Below are 25,644 nucleotides of genomic sequence, written 5' to 3' on the forward strand. Positions count from 1 at the left end.
GCTTATGGGGACACAGAATGACGACGAGCGGAGTTTCTTCTCCGAAAATCATGTTCAGCCTTCGGCGAAAGCCAAGTCGGTCGAAAAGCCGCATTATCTCGGTCATCGCGATCGCTTGCGCCAGAGGTTCGCAGCCGCGGGTCCCGACGCCCTCCCCGACTACGAATTGCTGGAGCTCCTGCTCTTTCGGCTGATCCCCCGCGCCGACACCAAGCCCGTCGCCAAGGCATTGCTGGCACGCTTCGGCACGCTGGCCCAGGTGCTTGGCGCGCCCGCCGCGAGGCTTGAGGAAGTCAAGGGCATAGGTCCGGCGGTGGCGCTCGACCTGAAGGTGGTTGCCGCAACCGCGCAGCGCATGGCGCGCGGCGAGATTGCCGGCCGCGAGCTATTGTCGACCTGGACGCAGGTTCTCGAATATTGCCGATCGGTCATGGCCTTCGAGGAACGCGAGCAGTTCCGGATCCTGTTTCTCGACAAGAAGAACGCGCTGATCGCCGACGAGGTGCAGCAGGTTGGCACCGTCGATCACACGCCGGTCTATCCGCGCGAAGTGGTCAAGCGCGCGCTCGAACTCTCGGCCACGGCGATTATTCTGGCGCACAATCATCCGTCGGGTGACCCGACGCCGTCGCGCGCCGACATCGAGATGACCAAGCTGGTCATCGAGACGGCCAAACCGCTCGGCATTGCTGTCCACGATCACATCATCATCGGCAAGAAGGGTCATGCCAGCATGAAGGGCCTGCTGCTGATCTGACGCCCGATCTGAACATGCACCGGCATCTCGTCGAAAGCGTCCGGGTTGCGCTCAGACTACGGTGTCATGACACGCCAGACATCGAAGCGCGTGCCGCGAGAGCACGGCTTCCAACCGCGATGGCGAGCGCGACGACAATCAGTATCGTCGCGACCGCGAACGTGATCCGCATACCGGCGGCAACGGCCTCTGGGCGCGCCATCGTGATGTCGGTCGTCGCTGACGCAACCGCGAACACGGCGCCCATGACGGATGCGCCAGTAATGAGCCCGAGATTGCGCGACAAATTAAGCAAGCCGGAAATGACGCCCCGCTGGTCCGGGCGGATATCTGACATGACAGCGGTGTTGTTGGCGGTTTGGAACAGCGCGTAGCCTGATGTGATGATTGCGATCGGGGCGATGTAGCCAGGGAGCGTTGCCGGCATCATGGACAGAATGAAGCAACCGGCCGCTATCGCGACGAGCCCAATGATGGTCATCCGCCCAGCGCCAAAACGGTCCGCTATGCGACCAGCTGGCACACCGGTCAGCGCGGCGACAAGCGGACCGACCGACATGACGATGCCAACAAGAGCAGCATCGAGCCCGAGCGCAAGAGACAGGTAGAACGGCCCGACCACCAGCGTCGCCATCATCACCGTCGCAACGAGTGCACTCATGGCCAGGCTTGCACTTAGCGTCGCATTGCGGAACGCGGCCAGTCGGATCAAAGGCGACGCCACCCTCGCCTCCACAAGCACAAAGAAGCCGGCGCCGAAAACGGCTGCTGCCAATAGCGCCATGTTGAGCGGACCAAAATTGCCACGCCCGGTCGTCATCGCGAGCGCATAGGCGCCAAGCGCCAAGGCAAGCAGCAGCGTGCCCATAACGTCGAAGCCGGCCCGATCCGTCTTCGGCTCCCGGCGATCAGCTGGCAGATAGCGGTAGGCGAGAACAAAAGCCAGAAAACCCAGTGGCACGTTGACGAGGAAGATCGCCCGCCAACCGGCTCCGGCAATCAGAAGGCCGCCGAGCGATGGACCGAGAGCGGTACCGATCGCCGACATCGTTCCGAGCAGCCCCATGGCACTGCCGGTCCTTGCCTTCGGAACCGTCTCACCGACAAAAGCCATGGTGAGGGTCATCATGATGGCCGCCCCTAATCCCTGCGCCGCCCGGGCCGCAATCAGCAGCCAGAGCGTCGGCGCGACGCCACACAGGACCGAGGCCACCGTGAACAGGAAGAGTCCGGCCAGCAGCAGTCGCCGGCGACCGGTGATGTCACCGAGCCGCCCGACGCTGACGATCAGGGTGGTGATGGCGAGGAGATAAGCCACCACGACCCACTGGACTTCCTGGAACGAGGCGTCGAACGCCTGCGCCAAGGTCGGCAAGGCGACATTGGCGATACTGATGCCGAGTGAGGACAGCAACATGGACAGCGAAAGGCTGGCGAGCGCCCACCGAACCGAAGGTGCCCGTTCCGCATCTTCGGCGACTGCCCCTTCTGCATCGATTGGCTTCAACATGAACTCCGTTTTCCGGCGGCTCCGGAACGGAGCTGTCAGACACGTAGTCGATTTGTTTGATATGACGGAAGGCGCATCATTTGCACTTATTCATTGCGTTTGACGCCATGTCAGATCATGCCGACCATGCTACAATCCGTTTATGTCGCATCCCGATCTCAATCTGCTTGTCACCCTTGATGTGCTGCTTGCCGAAGGCAGCGTTGCGCGCGCCGCCAAGAGGCTTCGGCTGAGCCCATCGGCGATGAGCCGCGCGCTGGCGCGATTGCGGGAGACGACGGACGATCCGCTGCTGGTCAGGGCTGGGCGCGGCCTCGTCCCCACTCCCCGAGCCCTCGAGCTCCGCGGGCGCGTCGGTCAGCTTGTGCAGGATGCCGAAGCCGTTCTGCGTCCTGTTGAGACGCTCGACCTGACACGGCTCGTGCGAACCTTCACCCTTAGAAACAGGGATGGCTTCGTTGAGAATTTCGGGCCGGCTCTCATCGCGCGCGTCGGTGAACAAGCACCGGGCGTGCGGCTGCGTTTTGTGCTGAAGCCGGACAAGGACAGCACGCCACTACGGGACGGCAGCGTAGACCTGGAAACGGGTGTCGTCGGAAAGACCACGGGACCGGAGGTGCGCGCGCAAGCGCTGTTCCGTGATCGCTTCGTCGGCGTCGTGCGGATGGGGCATCCACTATGCGAGGCCACGATCACCCCTGCCCGCTATGCAGCAGGCCGGCACATCCTTGTCTCCCGTCGCGGGCTCGACAGGGGACCGATCGACGATGCCCTTGAGCCGTCAGGGTTGAAACGGGAGATCGTGACGGTCGTCGGCGGCTTTTCGGAAGCCCTGGCTCTGGCGCGCGCCTCGGACCTGATCGCCAGCGTTCCCGAGCGCTATACGGGGAACCTGCGCGACGGCATGTTCTGTTTCCCTCTGCCGGTTCCCTTGCCGGAAATCACGGTTTCGCTTTTGTGGCACCCGCGGCTCGATGCCGATCCGGCGCACCGCTGGCTGCGCGGGTGCGTTCGAGACGTTTGCGCGGAGCAGATCGCCGATCCATCTCCAATCTGAACGACTTGGCCGAACTGGCGACCCGATGACGAAGGAAATCATCGAGACCGGCAAGCGCCTATATCAGAGGCCTGAGCGGTTTCGAACTTGCCCGTGATTGTCTGCCCGCATAGGATGTTACTATCGGCCGAGTACAACTCGGCTTCCGGCGTTGCGGCATAGGCAGCGACCGGCACGAGGGGGAGTTTGCGACCATGGCCGTCTTCACCGTCACCAACACCAATGCCAGCGGAGCCGGCAGCCTTGCCGAGGCCGTCACCAACGCAAACGCCTTGGCGGGCGTCGACACCATCACCTTCGCCGGCATCGGCGGCCAGACCATCGCTGTCTCCGGCCTCGTTCTCAACGATGTCAATGTCGACGGCGACCTCGACAACAACGGCACGGCCGATATCACGCTGTCGTTCCAGCCCAGCGGCGTGCTGCCGACGACCGGCGCCATCTTCGGCGTCCAGACCACCGGCACCGTCAACATTGACGGCATTCGATTTGCCAATGCCAACATCCACCAGACCAATGGCAGCGCCACCGCCACCTATGTCGGCGGCCTCTACAACACCGGGACGACGACCGTCACCCATTCGGCCTTCTCCAACAACAATATCGCCAATCAGGGCGGTCAGGGCACGGCCGTCAGCGCCATCCTCAACGAGGGCACGCTGACCGTCTCCAGCACCGATATATCAGGCAACTTTGCCACGGCAGGAAAGGGCGTCGTCGAATATGGCGACGCTTTCGGCAATGCCGGCTTCAATGCCGCGACGATCCTCAACCGGGCGACCGGCACGCTGACACTGGACACGGTGACCATCGCCGGCAACCATGCCACAGGGGGCAATGGTGCCGATTTCGGCGGTATTCCGGCACCCATCAGAGGCGGTGATGGCGGCGATGCGGCCGGCGTCGCCATCAATCAGGGAATGCTCACTCTCTCCAACGTGATGGCTGACACCAACCCCGCCGTCGGCGGCAATGGCGGCAATGCTGGTTACGGCACCGCAGATGGCGGCGATGGCGGCGACGGCATCGAAACCATCTTCAACACCGGAACCGTTGTGGGGGCGCTAACGGTCACGGGCGCCAGTTTCCACCCCATAGCCGGTGGTTTCGGCGGAAAAGGCTCAGGAACTGGTGGAGCGCCCTACGGCCTCGATGGTCAGGATGGCCGCGTGCTCCCGGGTGAGACTGGCACTTCCGGCCCCGATATATTCAACGCGCCTGTTGTGCCATCCACTCTGCCGGGCAGCCTCTATTACGGTCTTGGCGGCGGCGACCAGATCACCGGCGCCGCCGCCGCCGATACCCTCTATGGCGACGACGGCAACGACATCATTCACGACGGTGATGTGCTCGGTCCGAACCATTCGCTGCCGGACAGGCTCTATGGCGGCGACGGCAACGACCAGCTGTTTGGCGGCATCGGCCAGGATGTGCTTGACGGCGGCGCCGGCGACGACATCGTTGACGGCGGCTCCGGCAACGACATCATGAAGGGTGGTACCGGCAACGACCTCTATTATGTCAACTCCCCCGACGACATCGTCAACGACAATGTGCGCGTCGATGGCGGCATCGACACCATTCGCTCAACGATCAACTGGAGCCTCGCCGACCCTTACCGGGTTCGCGGCGGCATCGAGAACCTGGAGCTGCTGGGTACGGCTGTCACTGGCACCGGCAACGCACTCGACAATATCCTGACCGGCAATGCCGTCGCCAACAATCTGAATGGCGGCGCCGGCGCCGACACCATGCAGGGCGGCGCCGGCGGCGACAGCTACACCGTCGACAACGCCGGCGACACCGTCGATGAAAGCGTCGCCGGTTCGGACGGCATCGACACGGTGCTGGCCTCGATATCCTGGGACCTCGGCGACCTCATCCACAACAAGGGCGTCATCGAGAACCTGTTGCTGCTGGGCAGCGCCGACGGCCTCACCGCGACCGGCAACGGTCTGGCCAACACTTTGACCGGCAATGCCGGCAGCAACACACTCAATGGCGGCGGCGGCGCCGACCTGCTGCGCGGCCTGGCCGGCAACGATTTCTATGGCGTCGGCGAGGCTGGCGACGTGGTCGACGAGACCGGCGGCTCGGGCATCGACCGGGTGGTCTCCTCCATCAACTGGAACCTCGGCGATACGGTCCACAACAAGGGCGACGTCGAGCAGTTGCAGATCACCGGCAGCGCGACAATGGCGGTCGGCAACGGCTTCGACAACCTTTTGATCGGCAACGCCCTGTCCAACGTGCTCGATGGCGGTTCCGGTATCGACACCATGCAGGGTGGTGGCGGCAACGATGTCTACTATGTCGACAACTATCTCGATGTCGTCGACGAAAGCGTCGCCGGTTCTACCGGCAGCGATCAAGTCCGCACCTCCAACATCACGGTCTATCTCAGCGACACGGCACACTTCAAGGGTGACATCGAGAGCGTGCTGTTGCTCGGCAACCTCAACATCAGCGCGGCGGGCAATGCGCTTGCCAACACGCTGACAGGCAATATCGGCAACAATGTCCTCTATGGCGGGGACGGCCGCGACATCCTCACCGGCGGCGCCGGCGACGATGCCTTCCGTTTCGACACGATCGGCCAGTCGGCGGCCAATGTGAACCGTGACATCATCACCGACTTTAACGATATCGACGGGCCGGCCGGCGACACCATCAACGTCTCGGGTATCGACGCCAACACCCTGGTCGGTGGCAACCAGGCCTTGGTGCTGCTGGCGGCGGACGGCGACAGCTTCACCGGCGCCGGTCAGTTGCGCTGGTACACATCGGGCGGCAACACCTTCGTCGAGGGCAATGTCGACGGCAATCTCGGCGCCGACTTCTCCATCCAGCTGACCGGCCTCAAGACACTCGGCAGCGACGACTTCCTTCTGTAGCCCGATAGAGGCGCCGCAAGGGTCGTTCGCGGCGGTTAGGATTGATGGGGGTGCGACGTCGCCTTCACACCAGTCCCAGTCCGAACTCAGGCGGCAATGAACTGGAGATCGGTAGTCAAAGCGACGTTTTCAATGTCAGGACGTTTACGGCGTCGCGACGCCGCGCTCCGGAAAGGCAGAGTGTCCACCGAAGTTTTTGGACCACCTTCCAGAAGTGCGCGCTCGTACAAGACGTGTTTCCACTATCCACTATCACGGCACCTCGGTATTGCAGGTGGCGGCGATCTGGCCGACGGCCTCGCTGAGCCCGGCAAGGTCGAAATCGGCCTCGCCTCGCCCCGACAGCAGCCCGAAACGCCAGGACAGCAGCAGCCGGTCCGCGGAAACCAGCCGCCTGATTCCGTCGGAACCGTCCCGAACCAGCGTCCTGCGGCGCGGGCCGACCGACCAGCTTTCGTTGACCTTGCTGGCCTTGTCGACAGTCACCGACACGGTGACGGTCCGGCTGGCGGAGACGGCATCGTTCAACTGCAACCATTCGCTCCAGCGCGGTTCGCCATTCGCCCGGCACGCAATGGTCAGGACCGGGCTGTAGCTCAAGGCGCCGCCGCCGGTGATGAGCTTGTTGGTGGCATGCAGCGAGGCCGTGACCAGACCACCGCTGCCGGTGTCGAACCGCCAATTGTCGAGAGCGCTGCTTGCCTGGGCGATGCCGCAGGCCGAGGCGAGGAGGAACGCTGCTACGACCGCGCCTCCGGTACCGACGAATAGCTTCAACGATGCCTCCAACAACCCTGCACTTTGCACCAACACAACCCAGATAATGATCAAGATCTCGTATCGCCAGCCGCCACCCGCTGCTTGGGTGCGAATCTGTCGCTACCGCATCCGCACGAAAATCAGAATCGATTCTCGAACAGCCCGATGCGAGGAAAATAAGAGTTCAGAGTGTACTTTGTGCGTCCAAGTGGCCGCACGTCGCTCTAAGGTCACAACGAAAAAGGCGGCATTGAGGGCGTCCTTTCACAATTCGGCGGAATGCCGTGTTGTTCGGCGCTCGCAGCAGGTTTTTTCTTCGCCACAGCCCTCTTCTTCTTAGGTTTATCCACACCATCGCCATTGCCTTTTCGGCTGACCGGAAGACCGCACTAGAATTTCGACCGGAAATCGAGCTATGATGCACTTGGCATTTCCTGGGAGGGCTTCGCGCCGTTGGAATGCCGGGAGGAAACGGGATATGGCCACCGCGCTTGTACTCGTTTTGGTAGTCGTGGGCTCGGTGTTGTTCCACTTCCTGAGCCCATGGTGGTGGACGCCGATTGCCTCGAACTGGGACTATATCGACAACACCATCATCATTACCTTCTGGATCACCGGCGTCGTCTTCGCCGCCGTCGTCCTATTCATGGCCTATTGCGTCTTCCGCTTTCGTCATCGGGAAGGCAATCAGGCCGCATACGAACCAGAGAACAGGCGGCTCGAATGGTGGCTGACGATCGCCACCGCAATCGGGGTCACGGCCATGCTGGTTCCTGGCCTGTTCGTCTGGAACCAGTTCGTCAGCGTCCCAAGCGACGCAACCGAGGTCGAAGTCGTCGGCCAGCAATGGCAATGGAGCTTCCGCCTCCCCGGCAAGGACGGCAAGCTCGGCACGTCCGACACCCGCAACGTCACCGCTGAAAATCCGCTTGGCGTCATCGACAGCGATCCCAATGGCCAGGACGATGTCGTGGTCGAAGCCGCCGATCTCCATCTGCCGGTCGGCAAGCCGGTCAAGATGCTGCTCCGCTCGATCGATGTGCTGCACGATTTCTACGTGCCGGAATTCCGCGCCAAGATGGACATGATCCCGGGCTCGGTCACCTATTTCTGGTTCACCCCGACCAAGACTGGCAGCTTCCAGGTCCTGTGCGCCGAACTTTGCGGGCAAGGGCATCCTTTGATGCATGGTGTGGTCATGGTCGACACGCAGGAAGATTATACGGCGTGGCTCGGCGAACAGCAGACTTTTGCGCAATTGTCGGCCCCCCAGCAGGTGGGCTCGGCAGAGTAGACGCCGGCAAAGACGGCGACGTGATTGAAATTACGGCAGGGCTCGAACTGTTGAGCCTGGCCGAAAAGGGCACGGAGGTGTTCCTATGGTCGATATCACACCTGCAGATGCGGTACCGCCGGCCGAAGTCGCGGAAATGGAACTCTACCATCCGCACAGCTGGTGGACGAAATACGTTTTCTCGCAGGACGCCAAGGTCATCGCCATCCAGTATTCGGCGACGGCGACGGCAATCGGCCTGGTGGCGCTGGTGCTGTCCTGGCTGATGCGGCTACAACTCGGCTTCCCCGGCACGTTCGATTTCATCACCCCCGAAGCCTACTACCAGTTCATCACCATGCACGGCATGATCATGGTGATCTACCTGCTCACGGCCCTCTTCCTGGGCGGTTTCGGCAACTATCTGATCCCACTGATGGTCGGCGCGCGCGACATGGTCTTTCCCTATGTCAACATGCTGAGCTACTGGATCTACCTGCTCGCCGTGCTGGTTTTGGTATCGAGCTTCTTTGCGCCCGGCGGACCGACGGGTGCCGGCTGGACGCTCTACCCGCCGCAGGCGATCATGACCGGCACACCAGGCGGCCAGGACTGGGGCATCATGCTGATGCTCATCTCGCTGATCCTGTTCATCATCGGCTTCACCATGGGCGGCTTGAATTACGTCGTGACGGTGCTGCAGGCCCGCACGCGCGGCATGACGCTGATGCGCCTGCCGCTGACCGTCTGGGGTATCTTCACCGCGACCGTCATGGCGCTGCTCGCCTTCCCGGCGTTGTTTGTCGCCTGCGTGATGATGTTGTTCGACCGTGCGCTCGGCACCTCCTTCTTCATGCCGGCGATCGTCGAGATGGGCGAGCAATTGCAGCACGGCGGCGGCAGCCCGATCCTGTTCCAGCATCTGTTCTGGTTCTTCGGCCACCCCGAGGTCTATATCGTGGCGCTGCCGGCCTTCGGCATCGTATCCGACCTGATCAGCACCCATGCGCGCAAGAACATTTTCGGCTACCGGATGATGGTCTGGGCCATCGTCGGCATCGGCGCGCTGAGCTTCGTCGTCTGGGCGCACCACATGTACGTCAGCGGCATGCATCCCTATTTCGGCTTCTTCTTCGCCACCACGACGTTGATCATCGCGGTCCCGACCGCGATCAAGGTCTACAATTGGGTGCTGACGCTGTGGCGCGGCGACATCCACCTCACCATTCCGATGCTTTTTGCCCTGGCCTTCATCGTCACCTTCGTCAATGGCGGCTTGACCGGATTGTTCCTCGGCAACGTCGTCGTCGACGTTCCGCTATCTGACACGATGTTCGTCGTTGCCCACTTCCATATGGTCATGGGCGTCGCTCCGATCCTGGTGATCTTCGGCGCGATCTATCACTGGTACCCGAAGGTCACGGGCAGGATGCTGAACGAGGCGATGGGCCAGTTCCACTTCTGGGTCACCTTCCTCGGCGCTTACCTGATCTTCTTTCCCATGCACTACATCGGCCTGATGGGGGTGCCGCGGCGCTACAACGAATTGACCGACACGACGGTCATGACGGAATCGGCCCAGCACCTGAACTCGTTCATCAGCATCATGGCGTTGATGGTCGGCTTCGCCCAGATGGTGTTCCTGTTCAATCTGATCTGGAGCATCCGCCATGGCCGCGAGGCCGGCGGCAATCCGTGGCGCGCCACTACCCTCGAATGGCAAACGCCGCAAACACCGCCCGCCCACGGCAATTTCGGCAAGGACCTGCCGATCGTCTATCGCTGGGCCTATGACTACAGCGTGCCGGGCGCCAAGGAGGACTTTATCCCGCAAAACATGCCGGGCACCTTCGGATCCTCAAGAGAGCCGGCATGAGCGTCATTCTGGTCTTCCTCCTGGTGATCGTCGGCTTTGCCGCATGGTGGCTTTCCCACCAGCGACTGATGGCCAAGCCTTGGCTCGAGCAAGGTGTGATCGGGGATATTATCGGCCCGGAAGGATCGGCGCTGCCGACCGCCAAGATCGGCCTTGGCGTCTTCCTCGCCGTCGTCGGCTGTCTGTTTGCGCTTTTCACCAGCGCCTATTTCATGCGCATGGCGCTGTCGGACTGGCAGGCGCTGCCGCTGCCGCGCGTGCTCTGGTTCAACACCGGCGTGCTGGTGCTGAGCAGCGTCGCGCTGCAATGCGCCGCGGTCGCGGCGCGCCGGGGCCAGATCGACACCGTCAGGCTCGGCCTCGTCACGGCCGGTCTCACCGCCCTTGCCTTCCTGATCGGGCAGCTTGTGGCATGGCGGGAACTGACCGCCGACGGCTATCTGCTGACCGCCAATCCGGCCAACAGTTTTTTCTACCTGATAACCGGGATGCATGGCCTGCACATACTGGGAGGGCTGGTCGCCTTGGGCAGAACGACTGCCGGCGCCTGGGACGGAGCGCGGCCGGAGCGGCTTCGCCTCAGCGTCGAACTGTGCGCCATGTACTGGCATTTCCTGCTTTTCGTCTGGCTCGCCATTTTCGCGCTTCTGGCTGGCTGGGCCGCGACTTTTATCGAGATTTGCCGACAGTTGCTGACCTAGGAGGGCCGGGCGAATGGCAGACACGACACTGACGCAGATCGGCCGGACACAGCCGCGGCCGGCGGGCTTGCAAGGCGTCGCCGCCGATTGGTCCTCGGATCAGCGCGCGTTCAAGAACGTCTCCTGGGGCAAGGCCATGATGTGGATCTTCCTGCTCAGCGACACCTTCGTCTTCGGCTGCTTCCTGCTCTCCTACATGACCGCGCGCATGTCCACCCGAGTGCCGTGGCCCAATCCGAGCGAGGTCTTTGCCCTTCATATTGGCGGCTCGAATGTTCCGCTGATCCTTATCGCCATCATGACTTTCGTGCTGATCTCGAGCAGCGGAACGATGGCGATGGCGGTCAATTTCGGCTACCGCCGCGACCGCCGCAAGACGGCGATTCTCATGCTTCTGACCGCCGTACTCGGCGCGACCTTCGTCGGCATGCAGGCGTTCGAATGGACCAAGCTGATCAGCGAAGGGGTACGGCCCTGGGGCAATCCGTGGGGCGCGGCGCAGTTCGGATCATCCTTCTTCATGATCACCGGCTTCCACGGCACCCATGTGACGTTCGGGGTGATCTTCCTGATCGTCGTGGCGCGAAAGGTCTGGCGCGGCGATTACGACACGGGACGGCCCGGATTCTTCACCAGCCGCAAGGGTAACTACGAGAATGTCGAGATCATGGGGCTCTACTGGCATTTCGTCGACCTGGTCTGGGTGTTCATTTTCGCATTCTTCTACCTTTGGTGAGAGGCAGAGATGGCTTTGGTGAGAGGCAGATATGGGTGAGGCGACCGCAAACGGCCTGGGGCAACACACGCTGCACGGAGCTCAAGCGCATGAAGGGACGCCAACCGGCGTCGCCCCTGCGGAGGTTCATCAGGAGCATCCGATCAAGCTCTATCTGGTGGTCTGGGCATGGCTGTTCATCCTCAGCGCCTGCTCCTATCTGGTCGATTACATCGGCCTTCAGGGCTATCTCAGATGGTCGCTGATCCTGATCTTCATGATGCTCAAGGCCGGGCTGATTGTCGCCGTCTTCATGCACATGGCCTGGGAACGGCTGGCGCTGACATATGCGATCATCTTGCCGCCTATATTGGTGCTGGTGTTCGTGGCGATGATGGTCTTCGAATCGGATTACACGCTCCTCACCCGCACGGTGTTTTTTGGGGCCGGTCCCTGACGCGCAATCCGGTTCGGGCTTTTCGGCACACTTCCCGTCAAGAGCCGAACTGCTGTTTTGCGGCCCGCTCTGCCTTGCCTTGAAACGATCGACAGGTGGCCCATTTTTGTCACCACCGGAAACGACAGGAGGAGAACGATTTTCGCCGTTTCTCCGTCGCGAACTCCAGCAAGGGAGGCTCAAGATGACGATCGCCAACAAACTGAAGGACTTTATCGACGGGAAAGGAATTTCCTATGACACCGTCGAGCACCACCGCACCTCGACAAGCAGGCAGTCCGCCATAGCGGCCCATGTGCCCGGCAGCATAATGGCCAAGTCGGTGGTCGTTCACCACGACCGCGGCTATGCGCTGGCCGTGGTCCCCAGCACCCACAGGATCGAACTCGGAACGTTGCAGGACGTCATGGATCAACGCATCGGCCTGGCCTCCGAAGACGAGGTGGAGTCGATTTTCCAGGATTGCGACACCGGCGCCATCCCGCCGATCGGCGCGGCCTACGATGTGCCTGTTATTCTCGATGAAAGCCTCGGCAAGGCCGCCGACATCTATTTCGAGGGTGGCGACCACAGGACGCTGGTGCATGTCAGCGGCAAGGATTTCCGCAACCTGACCAGCGACGCCCGCCAGGCCCGCTTTAGCTACCCGGCCTACTGAACACTCTGGCCAGCCTGCCGCACCGGCGCTCTCGCCGGTGCGGCAAAGGCCGGATTTTTCAGTCGGCCGGCCTGGTCGAGGCCGGCGATTCCACAACTTTGCGATAGACGTGCCAGGTGGCGTGACCGAGGATCGGCAGCACCACTGCCAGCCCGGCGAACACCGGCAGCGAGCCGATGATCAGCGCGACGGCGACGATCAATCCCCAGACGGCCATCACGACCGGATTCGCCAGGACCACCCGCACCGAGGTGTGGATGGCTTCATAGGCGCCGACGTCGCGGTCGAGCAACAACGGGAACGCGACGACTGTGGTGCACAGCACGACCGCGGCGAAGACGAAGCCGATCGCGTGGCCGAGGATAATCAGCGTCCAGCCGCGGCCGGTGGCGAATATTTCACTGATGAAGCTCGACAGCGATTCCGGCGGGGCCGGGCCGAACACCTGCTGGTAGAACAGCTGCGCGGTCAAAAGCCAGGCGATGAAGATCGCAAGCAACATGATACCGACCGCCGCGATGGCCGGCAGCGCCGGAGAATTCCTGATCTCGAAGGCGTGGCTCCACGAGGCGTCGAGCCCGGCCTCCCGTCGCCGGCTGATCTCATAGAGGCCGAGCGTCGCGAACGGACCGATCAGCGCAAAACCCGACACCAGCGGAAACAGCAACGGCAGCGCGTTGTTGCCCGAGGTCCAGACGGCGAGCACGACGCCGACAAGCGGATAGATCAGGCAGAGGAAAACGATGTGCGACGGTTTGACCATGAAATCGTCGACGCCGCGCTTGAGCGCGTCGAAAAGGTCGGAAACGCCGATTTTTCGAATTCTGGTATGTTCCAGCGTCTCGCTGGCGCCTGCAATCACGTGAAAACTTGCCATGACCATTCCTCCAGACCAGGTCCGGTAAGGTCGCGGTTCACGGTGCCGTCGTTCAGCGTGACTGGCCACGCAAAACCGCGACCTGCACCATGATCAACATACTCTCTTGCATGGCGTTTGTCGCCCTTTGTCAGAACAGCGCGGCTCCGGTGATCAGGCTAGCTCTAACGGCCTTTCTTCGATAATCTCCAAAGTGGGTTGAAGGGTGAAGGTCATGGATGGAAAGACCGTTCTCATACTCGGCCTTGGCATAGTTATTCTGCTGTTGCTGGGATTCTGTGCGCTGCCAACGTGAGGTTTGAGCAGGTTAGGACAGACCTTGTTCAGGCAGGTGCCGTCAATTTCCGGCCGACATGACGGCACGCATTGCAATTGTGTCGGCAAGCAGCACGGCAAAGATCGCGAAAAGATAGAAAATCGAATAGGCAAACAGCGCCTTTGCGCGTTTCGTCTCCCACCCTTCACTCGCCCTTTTGTCGACCAGAAGCTTCCAGGCATGCCAGATGAAGCCCGCGCCCAATGCGGCCGAAACAATCCCGTAGAATCCGCTCGCGAATCCGAAAGCCCAAGGGAGCACGCCGATTGGCGCCAGGATCAGCGAATAGACGAAGATCTGTTTTCTGGTTGAAGCCTGGCCGGCCACGTTCGGCATCATCGGGATGCCGGCCGCCGCATAGTCGCCGATCTTGAACAGCGCGAGTGCCCAGAAATGCGGCGGCGTCCACAGGAAAATGATGAGAAACAGAATAAAGCTCTCGATCCCGACGGCGCCGGTGGCCGCCGCCCACCCGATGACAGGAGGTAGGGCGCCGGCGGCGCCGCCTATGACGATGTTCTGCGGCGTCGAGCGTTTCAGCCACATCGTGTAGATGACGACGTAAAAGAAGATGGTGAAGGCCAGTAGCGATGCGGCAAGCCACCCCACCAGCACACCGAGCGTCATGACCGAAAGCACGGAAAGCACCAGGCCAAAGCCGAGAGCTTCGCCTGGCGTGACCCGGCCTGAAGGGACTGGCCGCTTTGACGTGCGCGACATCAATGCATCAATATCGGCATCGTACCACATGTTGAGCGCCCCGGCCGCTCCTGCGCCAACTGCAATTGCGCCGATTGCAATCACGGCGATGATCGGATTCGTCATTCCGGGCGCCACCATCAGGCCGACGAAAGCGGTAAAAACGGCAAGCGCCATGACACGGGGTTTCAGAAGCGCGAAGAAATCACTGACCGTCGCTTCCGAGATCTGGATACCGGTATCCTTGAGGCCGCTTTCCCGAGCCGACATTTCAGGCGACCCCAGATGGGAGCAGGCAATCTGGCCGGCCGATCGGCCGGCGGAAGAACCGGGTCATTTGGAGAATTGCTTCAGATAGGCGATGACATTGGCGAGGTCCTCGTCCTTCTTGAGACCGGGAAACGCCATCTTCCCGCCTTTGATCATGGCTTTGGGATCGCGAAGGTAATTCGTCAGCGTGGCGTCGTCCCATTTGACGCCGGATTTACCCGCCTCGATCATGGCTTTGGAATAGCGGAACCCCGGATGCGTGCCGGCCGTCCGGCCGATAACGCCGCTCAATGACGGACCGACCTTGTTCTGGTCCTTGTCCACGACGTGACAGACCTTGCATTTGGTGAAGACCTTCTCACCCGCCGCGGCATCCTGTGCCTGGGATTGGTTGGTGATGAACGTCGCAACAAATACGGCGGCGAAAAAAGCGATCACGCGCATGGCATTTCCTCCCCGATCGCCAAATCTGCGTTGGACGATCTGCGCGTGCCGGCATTTCGCCGGCATGCGCCCCTTGCACGACAGAGCGGAATATCCGCTTCTGCCGCATGGAATTGCGGCATCTACATACCACAGAATCTGGCTGGCAGATAGAAGAAGCCGACCAGCAAGATTTGCCACCGAAGCAACGGGCAGTTCGATCGGCGTCGAACGCGGTCGGAACGCATGCCGGCCAAAGGCGTTAGACCAGCTACGGTTCAGCGTCAGCAAGATCAAAGATCAGAGAAGCGTCCATGAACGACAGCAGCGTCCTGGAGGTGCGCCACGGCACCCTCACGATCGACGGCGAGACGGTCTTCTACAGAGAGGCAGGCTCTGAAGCCGCGCCGGTGTTGCTGCTTCCGCACGGCTATCCCTGCTCATCCTTCCAGTATCGCCGGCTGATGCCGGCGCTCGCCGATCGGTGGCGGACCGTCGCGCCGGACTTCCCCGGCTTTGGCTACAGTGGAACCCCAGATCCGGCACGGTTCGGCTATGATTTCGACGCCTACGCGACTTTCCTGGAGCGGTTCACCGACGCGCTGGGGCTCAGCAGCTACGCGCTGTGGCTGCACGATTATGGCTCTCAGATCGGCCTGCGCCACGGAATAACGCATCCATCGCGGATCAGGGCCCTCATCATCCAGAACGGCGACATCTACGCGGATGCCCTTGGCCCCAAATACGAAACGATCCAGCGCTTTTGGCGGGATCCTTCACCAGAGAACCGCGCGCCGCTGGAAGAAGCGGTGAGCGAGGACGGCTTTCGCGCCGAGTTCGTCGGCGAAGTCGATGACGACGTCGCCCGACGTGTCCCGCCCGATCTGTGGAAATTGCATTGGCCGCTGATGGATACGCCGGTTCGCCGTGCGCTTTCGGTCGGACTGATGGAGAAGCTCAAGGCTAATCTCGACTGGTTCCCTCGTTACCAGGAATACCTGCGCGAACAGCGGCCGCCGGCAATGATCCTTTGGGGGCCGAAGGACGAATACATGCCCGAGCCGGCAGCGCGCGCCTATCTGCGCGATCTCCCGGAGGCCGAGCTGCATTTCGCCGGGCATTGGCTGCTGGAAACCCATTTCGAGGCCGCCCTGCCCCTGGTGCGAGGGTTTCTCGGCGAGGTCCTGCATTAATCGTCCGCCCAACAGCGCAGCGGATCCCGCCATCGCTCCCCATCCTCATCACAATCTATCGAGAGGAGCACTTCATGACCGACAACGCCACAATTGCCCGGATCTGGCGGGGAAGGACGCGCCGCGATCTGGCAGACGTCTACGAGCCGTATCTACGCCGCGAAGGCATTCCGCCGCTCGAGGAGAAGGCGCTTGGCGTGCAGTTGTTTCGCGAAGATCGCGAAGAAGAAACGGAGTTCGTGACGATCTCATACTGGCCTGACGTCGAAGCCATGGCGAGCTTCACCGGCGGCGACCCGCACAAGATCCATCACCTGCCGCGCGACGAAGAGTTTCTCGTCGAACTGCCAAAGCGAGTGACCGTGATGCGGATCCTCGTCAATCAGTCGCCTCGCGATTAGGCAGCTGCGGTGATGCGATTTTCGTCAGCCGAGCCCTAAAGGCAGGCGGCCATCAGCGTATCGGTCTCAATCCCCGGTGCGGAAAATTCCTGCACGAAGTTCCCGTCCTTCAAAACCAGGACCCGATCGCAGACCTTCGGCAGTTCCTCGATCTCGCTGGACACGAAAATGATGCTTTTGCCCTCGGCGGCAAGCTGGCGGATGAGAGCATAGATCTGCGATTTCGCTTCGACGTCGACACCGCGGGTCGGCTCATCGAGCAGCAGGATACGGCTGCCGGCATAGACCCAGCGGCCGATCACCACTTTCTGCTGGTTGCCGCCGGAAAGCGTACCGACCGGCGTATCGATACGCGCCGTTTTGATTCCGATACGACGGATGATGTCGCCGGCCGCTTCCGCCATCCTCGACGCCGAGATTATGCCGTTCACCGCCACCTTCGAGAAATCGGTCGCGACAGTGTTTTCGTCGACGCCGAGCAGCGGCATGATGCCGTCTTCCTTGCGGCTTTCCGGCGTCATGCCGATCCCGCTCTTGACCCGCTCGCTATAGGAGCCGCGGGTGATGTCCTTTTCATCGAGCAGGACCGTGCCGGCGCGGACTGCATCGAGCCCGCCGATCGCCCTCAGCAGCTCGGTACGGCCCGAGCCGAGCAGGCCGGCAAATCCCAGCACCTCGCCGCGCTTCAGGTCGAACGAAACACCCGAAAGCTTTGGCGGCACGGCAAGATCGCGCACCGACAGCACGGTATCGCCTCCCCTCGCCGCGCCGACGAGCCGATCTTCCTGGCCGCTGCGACCAAGCATCAGCCGGATGATCTCGGCGGTGTCTGCGCCGGCAAGCTCGACAGTCCCCGCAACCTTGCCGTCGCGCATCACCGTGGCCGCCTCGGCGATCTGTCTTATCTCGCTCATGCGGTGGCTGACATAGATCACTGCGATGCCGGCGGCGGCGAGACTGCGCACGGCCTTGAACAGGAACTCGACCTCGGCAGCCGCAAGCGAGCTGGTCGGCTCGTCGAGAATGACGAGCTTCGGTTCGCCGATCATGACGCGGGCGATCTCGACGAGCTGTCGTTCGGCCGGGCTCAGCGTCGCGACGCGGCGGCGCGGATCGAGTTTTAGCCCGAGCCGGGCCAGCGTCTCGCGCGCCTGATGTTCCATGTCGCCGTGGGAAAGCACGCCCATGCTGGACGGCCAGCGGCCGAGGAAAAGGTTCTCGGCGATGCTCATGCCGACGATCAGGCTGAGCTCCTGATAGACGGCGCGCACGCCGAGCCGGGCCGCTTCGACCGTCCGCTGGGTGCCGGAACCGGTCAGCGCCGCGCCATCGATGGTGACCCCGCCGCTGTCGGGTACCGTGGCCCCGGTCAGCAGCCGGATCAGTGTCGATTTCCCCGCACCGTTCTTGCCGAGCAGGGCGCGGACTTCGCCGCGGCTGATCTCGAAATCGACAGCGTCCAGCGCGAGCACGCCGGGATACTGTTTGGTCGCGCCATGCACTGCGGCGACCAAGGTCTGCGGATCCTGCTGGCGGGCGGTCTGCATGGCTGATCCTCACTGGTTTCCGTCACGCGCCGAAAATCTGGCGTTCGCGATAGCGCGTGACCAGGATGTTGGCGAGCACGGCGGCGACGATGATGACGCCGCGCACCACTTCCTGGAAGAACGGATTAATGCCGCGCAGCACCAGCCCGTTGCCGATCAGCGTGATGACGAAGACGCCGAGCAGTGTGCCAAGCATCGAGCCGCGCCCACCCGACAGCGCCGTGCCGCCGATGACGACGGCGGCGATCACGTCGAATTCGAGGCCGGAGGCGGTGCCGGCATTGCCGGAGCCGAGCCGCGCCGTCAACAGCACGCCGGCAAGTGCGGCCATCACGCCCGACGTGGTGAAGATCAGCACGCGAATGCGCGCAACATTGATGCCGCAGAGTTCGGCCGCATTGGCGTTGCCGCCGACGGCGAAGATCGACCGGCCATAGGCGGTCTTCTGGCTGATGAAGGAGAAGACGGCGAACAGCACCAGCATGACGATAGCCGAGGTGGGGATGCCGAACATGTTGTCGGCAAGGATGTCGAGGAAGGCGTTGTCGGGAAAGGTGACCGGCAGCGCGTTGGTGGTGAAGAACGACATGCCGCGCAGCGCGCTCCACAGGCCGAGCGTGGCGACGAAGGACGGCACTCCGAAATAGGCGCGCAACGAACCGGCGAAGGTGCCGAGCGCGCCGCCGATGGCAAGCGCCGCCAGGATGGCGAGCGCGACGTTGACGTCGGCTTTCAGCATGAAGGCCAGGCAGACCGAGGTGAAAGCGACCATCGGCCCGACGCTGACGTCAATCTCGCCGGCGATGATGATCAGCGTCACCGCCCAGGCGGCAATCGCGATGGAGGCGGCATCGCGCAGCAGCGACAGATGGTTGTTGGCCGACAGAAAGCCGTTGGTGGTCGCGCCGAAGCCGAAATAGAGCAGAAGCAGAATGACGATCAGGCCGATCTCGTTCATGTCGAGCGCAAGCAGGCGAAAGCCGCGCCGGCGGTCGGTTGTGGTTGTGGTGACGCTCATCGCAATCTTCCTCGTCAAGGCCGCTGGCAGGTATAGCGAACGGAGCCCGTGAGACTTTCACTGGGCGCCAGCCTCACCAGCCCGCCGCCGGAGGGCATGTTATGCCCGTCAGCGCTGTGGCTCATCGGTTCGAAACAGAAGAAATCATAGTCGTAGCCGGCATCGAAGGCCGGATCGGAGACGAAGACCAGATAGCGGGAAAAGATGGGGTCGGCATCGATCCTCAGTGAAATCCCGCTCTCCGGCCAATCGATGTCAGCCGCGCCGTTCCAGCCCTCGAAAACCGTGTTGACCCACCGGCGCGGCAGGCCGCGCGGCTGGGCGAAGTCGATATCGCCGGCGACCGGATGCTCGACAGTCGGCAGCCAGGATGAATCCTCGTCCCAACAGGAGCGAGCCGCCGCCTTGAGCGTGGTTCCTTTCGTCAGCGGAAAATAGGGATGCCAACCGAGGCCAAACGGCAGCGCGAACTCGCCGCGATTGGTGACCGACAGTGTCGTCGTCAGTGTAGAGCCGTCGATCGAAAAGCGCTGTTCGGCATCGTAGACATATGGAGTGCCGTCGCTGCGATGGCTGAACACAAGTAGGATCTCGGTGCTCGTCTGGCGGACAATCTGCCATTCGCCGGTCCAGCCGTCACCATGCAGATAGTGCCTGTCCCAATCCATGTTGGGTTTGAGCGAATACTCCCGGCCTTCGAAGGAAAAGCGGTTGTCGCGCACCCGGTTGCCGAAAGGCACCAGCGGGAAGCAGCCCGATTTCAGCGCTTCTCGTTCCGCTCCCCGCGGCGGCTCGCGAAACAGCGGCATCTCCGCGCTGCCCGAAAGCGAAAGAAACCGCCAGACCGATCCGCCGGTCGTGGTGACGGTGAGGCTCAGCGCTTCGTTGGCGATGTCGATATCGGCCATTGTTCAGTCCGGAAATTCGACGATGACTTTTCCGGAGCGTCCACCGGCCATAAGCGCATAGGCCGCGGGCGCTTTTTCCAGCGGGAAGGCATCGGTGATGATGTCGTGCGGGTGCAGGCCCCACGCGTCGAGATCCTCGCAGCACTGGTCCATATTGTGAACGCTGGTCACCCATGAGCCGTAGATGGTGCGTTGGCGGTGCAGAAGGTCGTCGCTGACGTCGAACTCGACCTTGCCGGTTTCGCCGATATAGACGCAGCGCCCCCAGGTGCGCGTCGCCTGCAGCGCCAGCAGCCGGCCGCGCGGATTGCCGGAGCAGTCGATGGCCACCGCAGCACCGCCCTTGGTCAATTCATTGATGGCGCCGAGCGCGTCGGGCCCGGCGACGAGACCGTGATCGACCAGGCCAAGCTTCCTCGCTGTCTCGACCCGGTCGGGCTGGGTGTCGACGCCGATGGCCAGGCGCGCACCACGGCCCTTGGCCAGCATCAGCGCTGCCATGCCGACCGGCCCGAGGCCGACCACGAGCACCGCGTCACTGCCCGAAACGTTACCGCGCAGCACGGCCTCGTAAGCGGTGCCGACGCCGCAGGAAATGAAGCAGCCGTCCCGATAGGACAGCGTGTCCGGAAGGTGCACGAGATCGCGCTCGTCGGCGATGAGATATTCGGCGTGACCGCCGTCGCGCTGCCAGCCATAGGCGGCACGCTGTGGATCGGTGCAGGATATCTGAAACCCCTTGCGGCAGTTGCGGCAGAAGCCGCAGCCGGAAATATGATAGACCGCGACACGGTCGCCCGGTTTGAAATGCCGGCAACCGGCGCCAAGCTCGACCACCTGCCCGGCCGGCTCGTGCCCCGCCACCACGCCCTGATAGGACGTGCGCGGATCGTCGCCGAGATGCTTGTGGTAGATGTAGTGGATGTCGCTGCCGCAGATGCCGGACGCCTTCATCTTCAGGAGCACCTGGCCTATGCTTGGCTGCGGACGGTCGATTTCGCGCAGGTCGACAGTGGAATTGCCGGGAAGGTAGGCGGCAAGCATTTTTGGCATGATCAGGCTCCGGACCCCGGTTCTTTCGACCGCGGGCAGTATCCGAGATTTGTCGGTTTCCCGGAAGGTTATCAGTTCCCGAAAGGACTGGCCGCCGGGATGCGGCGGCCAGTATCGCATGGTTCGGGAGGATGCGATCAGGAAAGGCCGTCCTTGTGGGTTTCGAGCCACTTCTTGGCATCGTCGGCCGATTTGAAGATCGATATGCCCATGGGCACGATGATGTCGGCGGCCTTCTTGCCCTCGGCGCCATTCAGCGCCTGTTCCAACGCCAGCTTGCCGATGCCTTGGCCGGACACGTCGGCGACTGCCTTCATCACCGAGAAGTCGGCGAGTTCGGTCGCGGCCGAAGACGTCATGTCGGCAGCGAAGACGACGACCTTCCCGGTCAGGCCGCGCTGCTTGATGGTCCGCACCGCACCGGTGCCGGCATCGCCGCCCTCGCCGAAGAAGGCGTTGATTTCAGGATTGGCCGACAGCATCTGGTCGCTCACCGAAACGGCGTCATCGAGCACCGTGCCCCGCTGGTTCGCAGCGATGACATAGCCGGGAACCTTGGCCTTGAGCGCCGCTTCGAAGCCCTCGCGGCGCTTGACGCAAACCTCGACGAATTCGCAGTTCAGCACGCCGATCTTCGGCTCCTTGATGCCCTGGGCGATGAAATAATCGGCCCCGACGTCGCCGAGCTGGCGGCCGAACTCCGTCGGATCGGCAACCGCATAGGCATAGACATATTTCTTCATGTCGGCGTCGTTGATGCAGGTGTTGTAGCACACCACCGGAATGCCGGCCTCATGCGCCCGCCTGATGGCGCGCACCGAACCGTCGGCGGAGACGGCCGACAGGATGATCGCCTTAACGTCTGCAGAGATCAGGCGGTCGATGAACGAGGCTTCGGCACCCGGATCGGCGCGGGCATTGGTCTCGAGCAGGTCGACCTCCTTGCCCATCGATTTGGCGCTGTCCTGGATGCCCTTGCGCACGGCGGCATAGAAACCGACATCGTCGAGATAGATGGCGCCGATGCCGGTCGAATCGGCCAGCGCCGGCGCTGCCGCCGAACCAACCGTGGCGGCCGCAAGCGCTGCGATTGCAAACTGCTTTATGGATTTCATGTCGTCCTCCCAACGGATGGTGAATTGTGCCCGTCGCGGCGCCGCAGCCAAGTCGGACTGCAGGCAACCTCTCCCTACGGGACTTGCCCAATCCGAGATCGACGTAACATCTAGATCGGATCAAACTAATTTATAGATACTATGTTTGATACAGCTGTCAACGCCTTTCTCACAGCACATTGATCAGCTCTGCGCCGTTGCTGAGCCGCAGTTTGGCGTTGAACACATCGGCAAAGTCGACTAACGTGACTTATAGATATGATCTATTAGGCAATTGCGCGGGAGCTCCCAAGTGAGGATCACAAGTATCGAGACCCGCGTGGTCAATGCGGAAATGCGGAACTGGGTGTTCGTGAAGGTGCTGACCGACGAGCCGGGGCTGCATGGCTGGGGCGAAGCGACACTGGAATGGAAGACCCGGGCGGTGGTCGGCGCGGTCGAGGATCTGGCGCCGCTGATCATGGGGCGCGATCCTCGCGACATCGAACAGGCCGTACGGGTCATGCGCAAGCAGTCGTTCTGGCGGCTCGGGGCGATCGGCATGAGCGCGATCTCGGGCATCGAGATGGCGTTGTGGGATATCATGGGCAAGCATTTCGGCGTGCCCGTCTGGCGTCTGCTTGGCGGCAAAGTCCGCGACAAGGTCGGCGTCTACACCCATCTCGGCCTTGGCGACATGCGCGCCGTCTACGAGACAATGGAAACCGATCCGCTGGTCGAGCGCGCGCATGCCGTGGTCGAAAAGGGCTACCGCGCCTTCAAGGCGGTGTTCATTCCCTATACCCACTATCACGCGCCGCTGCCCGATGTGGACAAGGTGGCGCGGCTGATGGAGGCCCTGCGCAAGGCAGTCGGACCGGGGATCGAGATCATGGTGGATTTTCATGGCCGCCCGGCCTCGGTTTCCGCCGCACTTGCCTATGTCGACGCCCTCGCTCCCGGCCGGCCGATGTTCATCGAAGAGCCGTTGCCGCCCGGCGACACGGCCGGCCTGAAAGCCCTCGCCGCCCATACCTCGGTGCCGCTGGCGACCGGAGAGCGACTGGTCGAGCGCGCCGAATTCGTCGAACTGCTTTCGGCAGGCGCGGTCAGCATCATCCAGCCCGACATCTGCCATTGCGGCGGCCTCTCGGAGGCCAAGAAGATTGCGGCCCATGCCGAGGCAGTCGGCGTCGGGGTAGCCCCGCATAACCCGCTGGGGCCGATCGCCGGCGTCGCCGCGCTGCACTTTGCCGTCTCGACGCCAAACCATATCATCCAGGAGGAAATGGTCGGCGCGGTGCCGTGGTATTTCGACGTGGTCAAAGGCCCGATCCGCATGGTTGATGGCTTTTGGCAGGTTCCCGAAGCGCCGGGTCTCGGCATCGAGGTCGACGAGGCGATCTGCGCGCGCTATCCCTTTGCGCCCGAGGTGCTGCACACGCAGAACGCCGTAATGCCTGACGGCACCATCGTCGATTGGTGAACGGGGTCGACTGGTGAGGATGACCCACTGGTGAGGATGAAATGACCGGACGCCTGCAGGACAAGGTCGCGATCGTAACCGGCGCCGGGCGCGGCATCGGCGAGGCGATCGCTCGGGCCTTCCACCGCGAAGGCGCTAAAGTCGTCATCGCCGAGATCGACAATGTAACCGGCGAAACGCTTGCAAAGGATCTTTCGCCAAACAGGGCAAGCGCCCTGTTTGTGTCATGTGACGTGCGTCAGACCGCTTCCGTCGAAGCCGTCGCCGCGCTGGCGAAGGAAACCTTTGGCCGGATCGACATCCTCGTCAACAATGCCGGCATCAACGTCTTCCACGATCCGCTGGAGACAAGCGAAGCCGAATGGCGGCGCTGCTTCGACATCGATCTCGACGGCGTCTGGCGCATGAGCAAGGCGGTGCTGCCGGCCATGCTTGACCAGCGCGCCGGCTCGATCGTCAACATTGCCTCCACGCACAGTTTTTCGATCATCCCCGGTTGCTTCCCCTACCCCGTCGCCAAGCACGGACTTCTCGGCCTTACCCGGGCACTCGGCATCGATTACGCGGCCAGGGGTGTGCGCGTGAACGCCATCGCGCCCGGCTATGTCGAGACGCAGATCGCTGTCGACTACTGGAACACGTTTCCGGACCCCAAGGCCGAGCGGCAGCGCACCTATGATCTGCATCCGCAAAAGCGCATTGGCAAACCCGAGGAGGTGGCGATGACAGCGCTGTTCCTCGCCTCTGACGAGGCACCTTTCCTCAACGCCGCCTGCATCGTCGTCGATGGTGGCCGCTCGGTGCTCTACCATGACTGAGGGGATCATGACCGAGGGCGGCGTTGCGCAGGGTACCGGTCGCGCCTATGAGTTGCAGGTTGGAGAAGGGCTGGGAAGACATGGCATCTGACCTTGGCGTGGTTGAAGACGGTTCGTGGCGCCGCGTCGAAACCGAAGGCGCCGGCGGCAGCCGCATCCACGATTCCGTAGTCAACGTTCTCGGCAGTCGCATCCTTGGCGGTGTCTATCGGCAAGGCGAAATGCTGCCGCGCGAGGAAGAGCTCTGCGCCATGTTGGGTGTCAGCCGCACCTCGATACGCGAAGCGATCAAGGTGCTGTCGGCAAAGGGGCTGGTCGAGGCGCGGCGCCGGGTCGGCGTACGCGTTTTGTCGCGCGATGACTGGCGGCTGCTCGATCCGGTGGTGCTGAGCTGGCACCCGGATATCAAGAATGACAGCGAACTGATTTCCGGCCTGATCGAGGCGCGCCGCATCTTCGAACCGGCCGCCGCCGAACTTGCCGCCAGACGCGCCACCGGCTCCGATCTCGCCGCGATCGAGGCCGCCTTCAACGCCATGCGCGATTCGATCCCACATGATCTCGATGGGGTCTGCCGGGCAGACCTGGCCTTCCACCGCAGCGTGATCGCGGCAAGCCACAACGTTGTTTTGAAAGGATTGATCGGGATGCTGGAGGCGGCGCTGAGCGCATCCTTCCTCGTTACCAACAGGCTGATGGAAGCGCAATCGCGGGCGCTGGCAGCGCATCAAACCGTGCTCGAGGCGATCCGTATGCGCGACACGGCCGGAGCCAGGGCCGCGATGAACCGGCTGCTCGACATCGCCGCCGACGATCTGCAGGTCGCCTAGTCTAAAAAAAGAAAAGGCCGCCTCGAGGGGCGGCCTTTCACCATCCTGAGAACG

General features: G+C 62.4%; 24 protein-coding genes. 14 read left to right on the forward strand and 10 right to left on the reverse strand.

The window, feature by feature from the left end:
• Window positions 1-4 precede the first annotated feature (4 nt).
• Complete coding sequence (gene radC, locus NKH73_RS29445) at window positions 5-757, forward strand: RadC family protein (protein WP_352938312.1); 753 nt, start codon at window positions 5-7, stop codon at window positions 755-757.
• 64 nt (window positions 758-821) lie between these two features.
• On the opposite strand, the gene NKH73_RS29450 is transcribed toward radC, so the two are convergent.
• Window positions 822-2,267, reverse strand: a complete 1,446-nt coding sequence (locus tag NKH73_RS29450) for an MFS transporter (protein WP_352938315.1) — start codon at window positions 2,265-2,267, stop codon at window positions 822-824.
• Between the two features lie 142 nt (window positions 2,268-2,409).
• Here NKH73_RS29450 and NKH73_RS29455 point away from each other — a divergent pair, with 142 nt between their 5' ends.
• Both NKH73_RS29455 and NKH73_RS29460 read left to right on the forward strand, forming a co-directional pair.
• Window positions 2,410-3,324, forward strand: coding sequence for a LysR family transcriptional regulator (locus NKH73_RS29455; RefSeq protein ID WP_352938318.1), 915 nt, complete (start codon window positions 2,410-2,412; stop codon window positions 3,322-3,324).
• Window positions 3,325-3,518: 194 nt separating this feature from the next.
• Window positions 3,519-6,218 (forward strand): beta strand repeat-containing protein, encoded by a 2,700-nt coding sequence (locus NKH73_RS29460; protein WP_352938321.1) that lies wholly within the window; start codon window positions 3,519-3,521, stop codon window positions 6,216-6,218.
• 252 nt (window positions 6,219-6,470) lie between these two features.
• On the opposite strand, the gene NKH73_RS29465 is transcribed toward NKH73_RS29460, so the two are convergent.
• Window positions 6,471-6,995 (reverse strand): hypothetical protein, encoded by a 525-nt coding sequence (locus tag NKH73_RS29465; protein ID WP_352938323.1) that lies wholly within the window; start codon window positions 6,993-6,995, stop codon window positions 6,471-6,473.
• A 460-nt stretch (window positions 6,996-7,455) separates the two neighbouring features.
• On the opposite strand from NKH73_RS29465, the gene coxB reads away from it, so the two are divergent.
• The 6 genes from coxB to NKH73_RS29495 all read left to right on the forward strand — a co-directional run bounded on the left by coxB (window position 7,456) and on the right by NKH73_RS29495 (window position 12,657).
• A complete protein-coding gene (coxB, locus tag NKH73_RS29470) occupies window positions 7,456-8,271 on the forward strand; it encodes a cytochrome c oxidase subunit II (RefSeq protein ID WP_352938326.1) in 816 nt (271 codons plus the stop codon).
• Window positions 8,272-8,356: 85 nt separating this feature from the next.
• Window positions 8,357-10,126, forward strand: coding sequence for a cytochrome c oxidase subunit I (gene ctaD / locus NKH73_RS29475; RefSeq protein ID WP_352938329.1), 1,770 nt, complete (start codon window positions 8,357-8,359; stop codon window positions 10,124-10,126).
• The gene (locus NKH73_RS29480) at window positions 10,123-10,827 is read left to right on the forward strand and encodes a cytochrome c oxidase subunit 3 (RefSeq protein WP_352938332.1); all 705 of its coding nucleotides are present in this window, start codon (window positions 10,123-10,125) and stop codon (window positions 10,825-10,827) included. Before ctaD ends, NKH73_RS29480 begins: the two co-directional genes overlap by 4 nt.
• A gap of 13 nt (window positions 10,828-10,840) precedes the next feature.
• Window positions 10,841-11,563 carry a heme-copper oxidase subunit III family protein gene (locus NKH73_RS29485; protein WP_352938335.1) on the forward strand — a complete coding sequence of 241 codons (723 nt, stop codon included), beginning with the start codon at window positions 10,841-10,843 and terminating at the stop codon, window positions 11,561-11,563.
• A 31-nt stretch (window positions 11,564-11,594) separates the two neighbouring features.
• A complete protein-coding gene (locus NKH73_RS29490; protein ID WP_352938337.1) occupies window positions 11,595-11,999 on the forward strand; it encodes a cytochrome C oxidase subunit IV family protein in 405 nt (134 codons plus the stop codon).
• A 184-nt stretch (window positions 12,000-12,183) separates the two neighbouring features.
• A complete protein-coding gene (locus NKH73_RS29495) occupies window positions 12,184-12,657 on the forward strand; it encodes an aminoacyl-tRNA deacylase (RefSeq protein ID WP_352938339.1) in 474 nt (157 codons plus the stop codon).
• 58 nt (window positions 12,658-12,715) lie between these two features.
• Here the strand turns inward: NKH73_RS29495 and NKH73_RS29500 are convergent, their stop codons facing one another.
• The 3 genes from NKH73_RS29500 to NKH73_RS29510 all read right to left on the reverse strand — a co-directional run bounded on the left by NKH73_RS29500 (window position 12,716) and on the right by NKH73_RS29510 (window position 15,263).
• Entirely contained in the window at window positions 12,716-13,534 is an 819-nt protein-coding gene (locus tag NKH73_RS29500; RefSeq protein WP_352938342.1) for a DUF2189 domain-containing protein, read from the reverse strand.
• A 337-nt stretch (window positions 13,535-13,871) separates the two neighbouring features.
• Window positions 13,872-14,819: a heme o synthase gene (locus tag NKH73_RS29505; RefSeq protein ID WP_352938344.1), complete on the reverse strand. Its 948-nt coding sequence runs from the start codon at window positions 14,817-14,819 to the stop codon at window positions 13,872-13,874.
• A 63-nt stretch (window positions 14,820-14,882) separates the two neighbouring features.
• Entirely contained in the window at window positions 14,883-15,263 is a 381-nt protein-coding gene (locus NKH73_RS29510) for a c-type cytochrome (protein ID WP_352938347.1), read from the reverse strand.
• Window positions 15,264-15,556: 293 nt separating this feature from the next.
• Here NKH73_RS29510 and NKH73_RS29515 point away from each other — a divergent pair, with 293 nt between their 5' ends.
• On the forward strand, window positions 15,557-16,435 hold the full coding sequence (locus tag NKH73_RS29515) for an alpha/beta fold hydrolase (protein ID WP_352938349.1): 879 nt from the start codon (window positions 15,557-15,559) through the stop codon (window positions 16,433-16,435).
• 74 nt (window positions 16,436-16,509) lie between these two features.
• The gene (locus tag NKH73_RS29520) at window positions 16,510-16,836 is read left to right on the forward strand and encodes an antibiotic biosynthesis monooxygenase family protein (RefSeq protein WP_352938352.1); all 327 of its coding nucleotides are present in this window, start codon (window positions 16,510-16,512) and stop codon (window positions 16,834-16,836) included.
• Window positions 16,837-16,871: 35 nt separating this feature from the next.
• Here NKH73_RS29520 and NKH73_RS29525 read toward each other — a convergent pair whose 3' ends face one another.
• The 5 genes from NKH73_RS29525 to NKH73_RS29545 all read right to left on the reverse strand — a co-directional run bounded on the left by NKH73_RS29525 (window position 16,872) and on the right by NKH73_RS29545 (window position 22,477).
• On the reverse strand, window positions 16,872-18,383 hold the full coding sequence (locus NKH73_RS29525) for a sugar ABC transporter ATP-binding protein (protein ID WP_352938354.1): 1,512 nt from the start codon (window positions 18,381-18,383) through the stop codon (window positions 16,872-16,874).
• Window positions 18,384-18,405: 22 nt separating this feature from the next.
• Entirely contained in the window at window positions 18,406-19,401 is a 996-nt protein-coding gene (locus NKH73_RS29530) for an ABC transporter permease (protein WP_352938356.1), read from the reverse strand.
• Between the two features lie 14 nt (window positions 19,402-19,415).
• Window positions 19,416-20,309, reverse strand: a complete 894-nt coding sequence (locus NKH73_RS29535; RefSeq protein WP_352938358.1) for an aldose 1-epimerase — start codon at window positions 20,307-20,309, stop codon at window positions 19,416-19,418.
• 3 nt (window positions 20,310-20,312) lie between these two features.
• The gene (locus tag NKH73_RS29540) at window positions 20,313-21,362 is read right to left on the reverse strand and encodes a zinc-dependent alcohol dehydrogenase family protein (protein ID WP_352938361.1); all 1,050 of its coding nucleotides are present in this window, start codon (window positions 21,360-21,362) and stop codon (window positions 20,313-20,315) included.
• A gap of 137 nt (window positions 21,363-21,499) precedes the next feature.
• Window positions 21,500-22,477, reverse strand: a complete 978-nt coding sequence (locus NKH73_RS29545) for a substrate-binding domain-containing protein (RefSeq protein ID WP_352938364.1) — start codon at window positions 22,475-22,477, stop codon at window positions 21,500-21,502.
• A 292-nt stretch (window positions 22,478-22,769) separates the two neighbouring features.
• Between NKH73_RS29545 and dgoD the strand changes: the two genes are divergently transcribed.
• From dgoD to NKH73_RS29560, 3 genes are all read left to right on the forward strand, one after another.
• The gene (gene dgoD / locus NKH73_RS29550; protein WP_352938366.1) at window positions 22,770-23,942 is read left to right on the forward strand and encodes a galactonate dehydratase; all 1,173 of its coding nucleotides are present in this window, start codon (window positions 22,770-22,772) and stop codon (window positions 23,940-23,942) included.
• A 41-nt stretch (window positions 23,943-23,983) separates the two neighbouring features.
• Window positions 23,984-24,760, forward strand: coding sequence for an SDR family oxidoreductase (locus NKH73_RS29555; RefSeq protein WP_352938368.1), 777 nt, complete (start codon window positions 23,984-23,986; stop codon window positions 24,758-24,760).
• A gap of 80 nt (window positions 24,761-24,840) precedes the next feature.
• Window positions 24,841-25,590, forward strand: coding sequence for a FadR/GntR family transcriptional regulator (locus tag NKH73_RS29560; RefSeq protein ID WP_352938371.1), 750 nt, complete (start codon window positions 24,841-24,843; stop codon window positions 25,588-25,590).
• The last annotated feature ends 54 nt before the right edge of the window (window positions 25,591-25,644 follow it).

It is taken from the genome of Mesorhizobium sp. M0938 (genome assembly GCF_040319125.1).
Lineage (GTDB): Bacteria > Pseudomonadota > Alphaproteobacteria > Rhizobiales > Rhizobiaceae > Mesorhizobium > Mesorhizobium robiniae.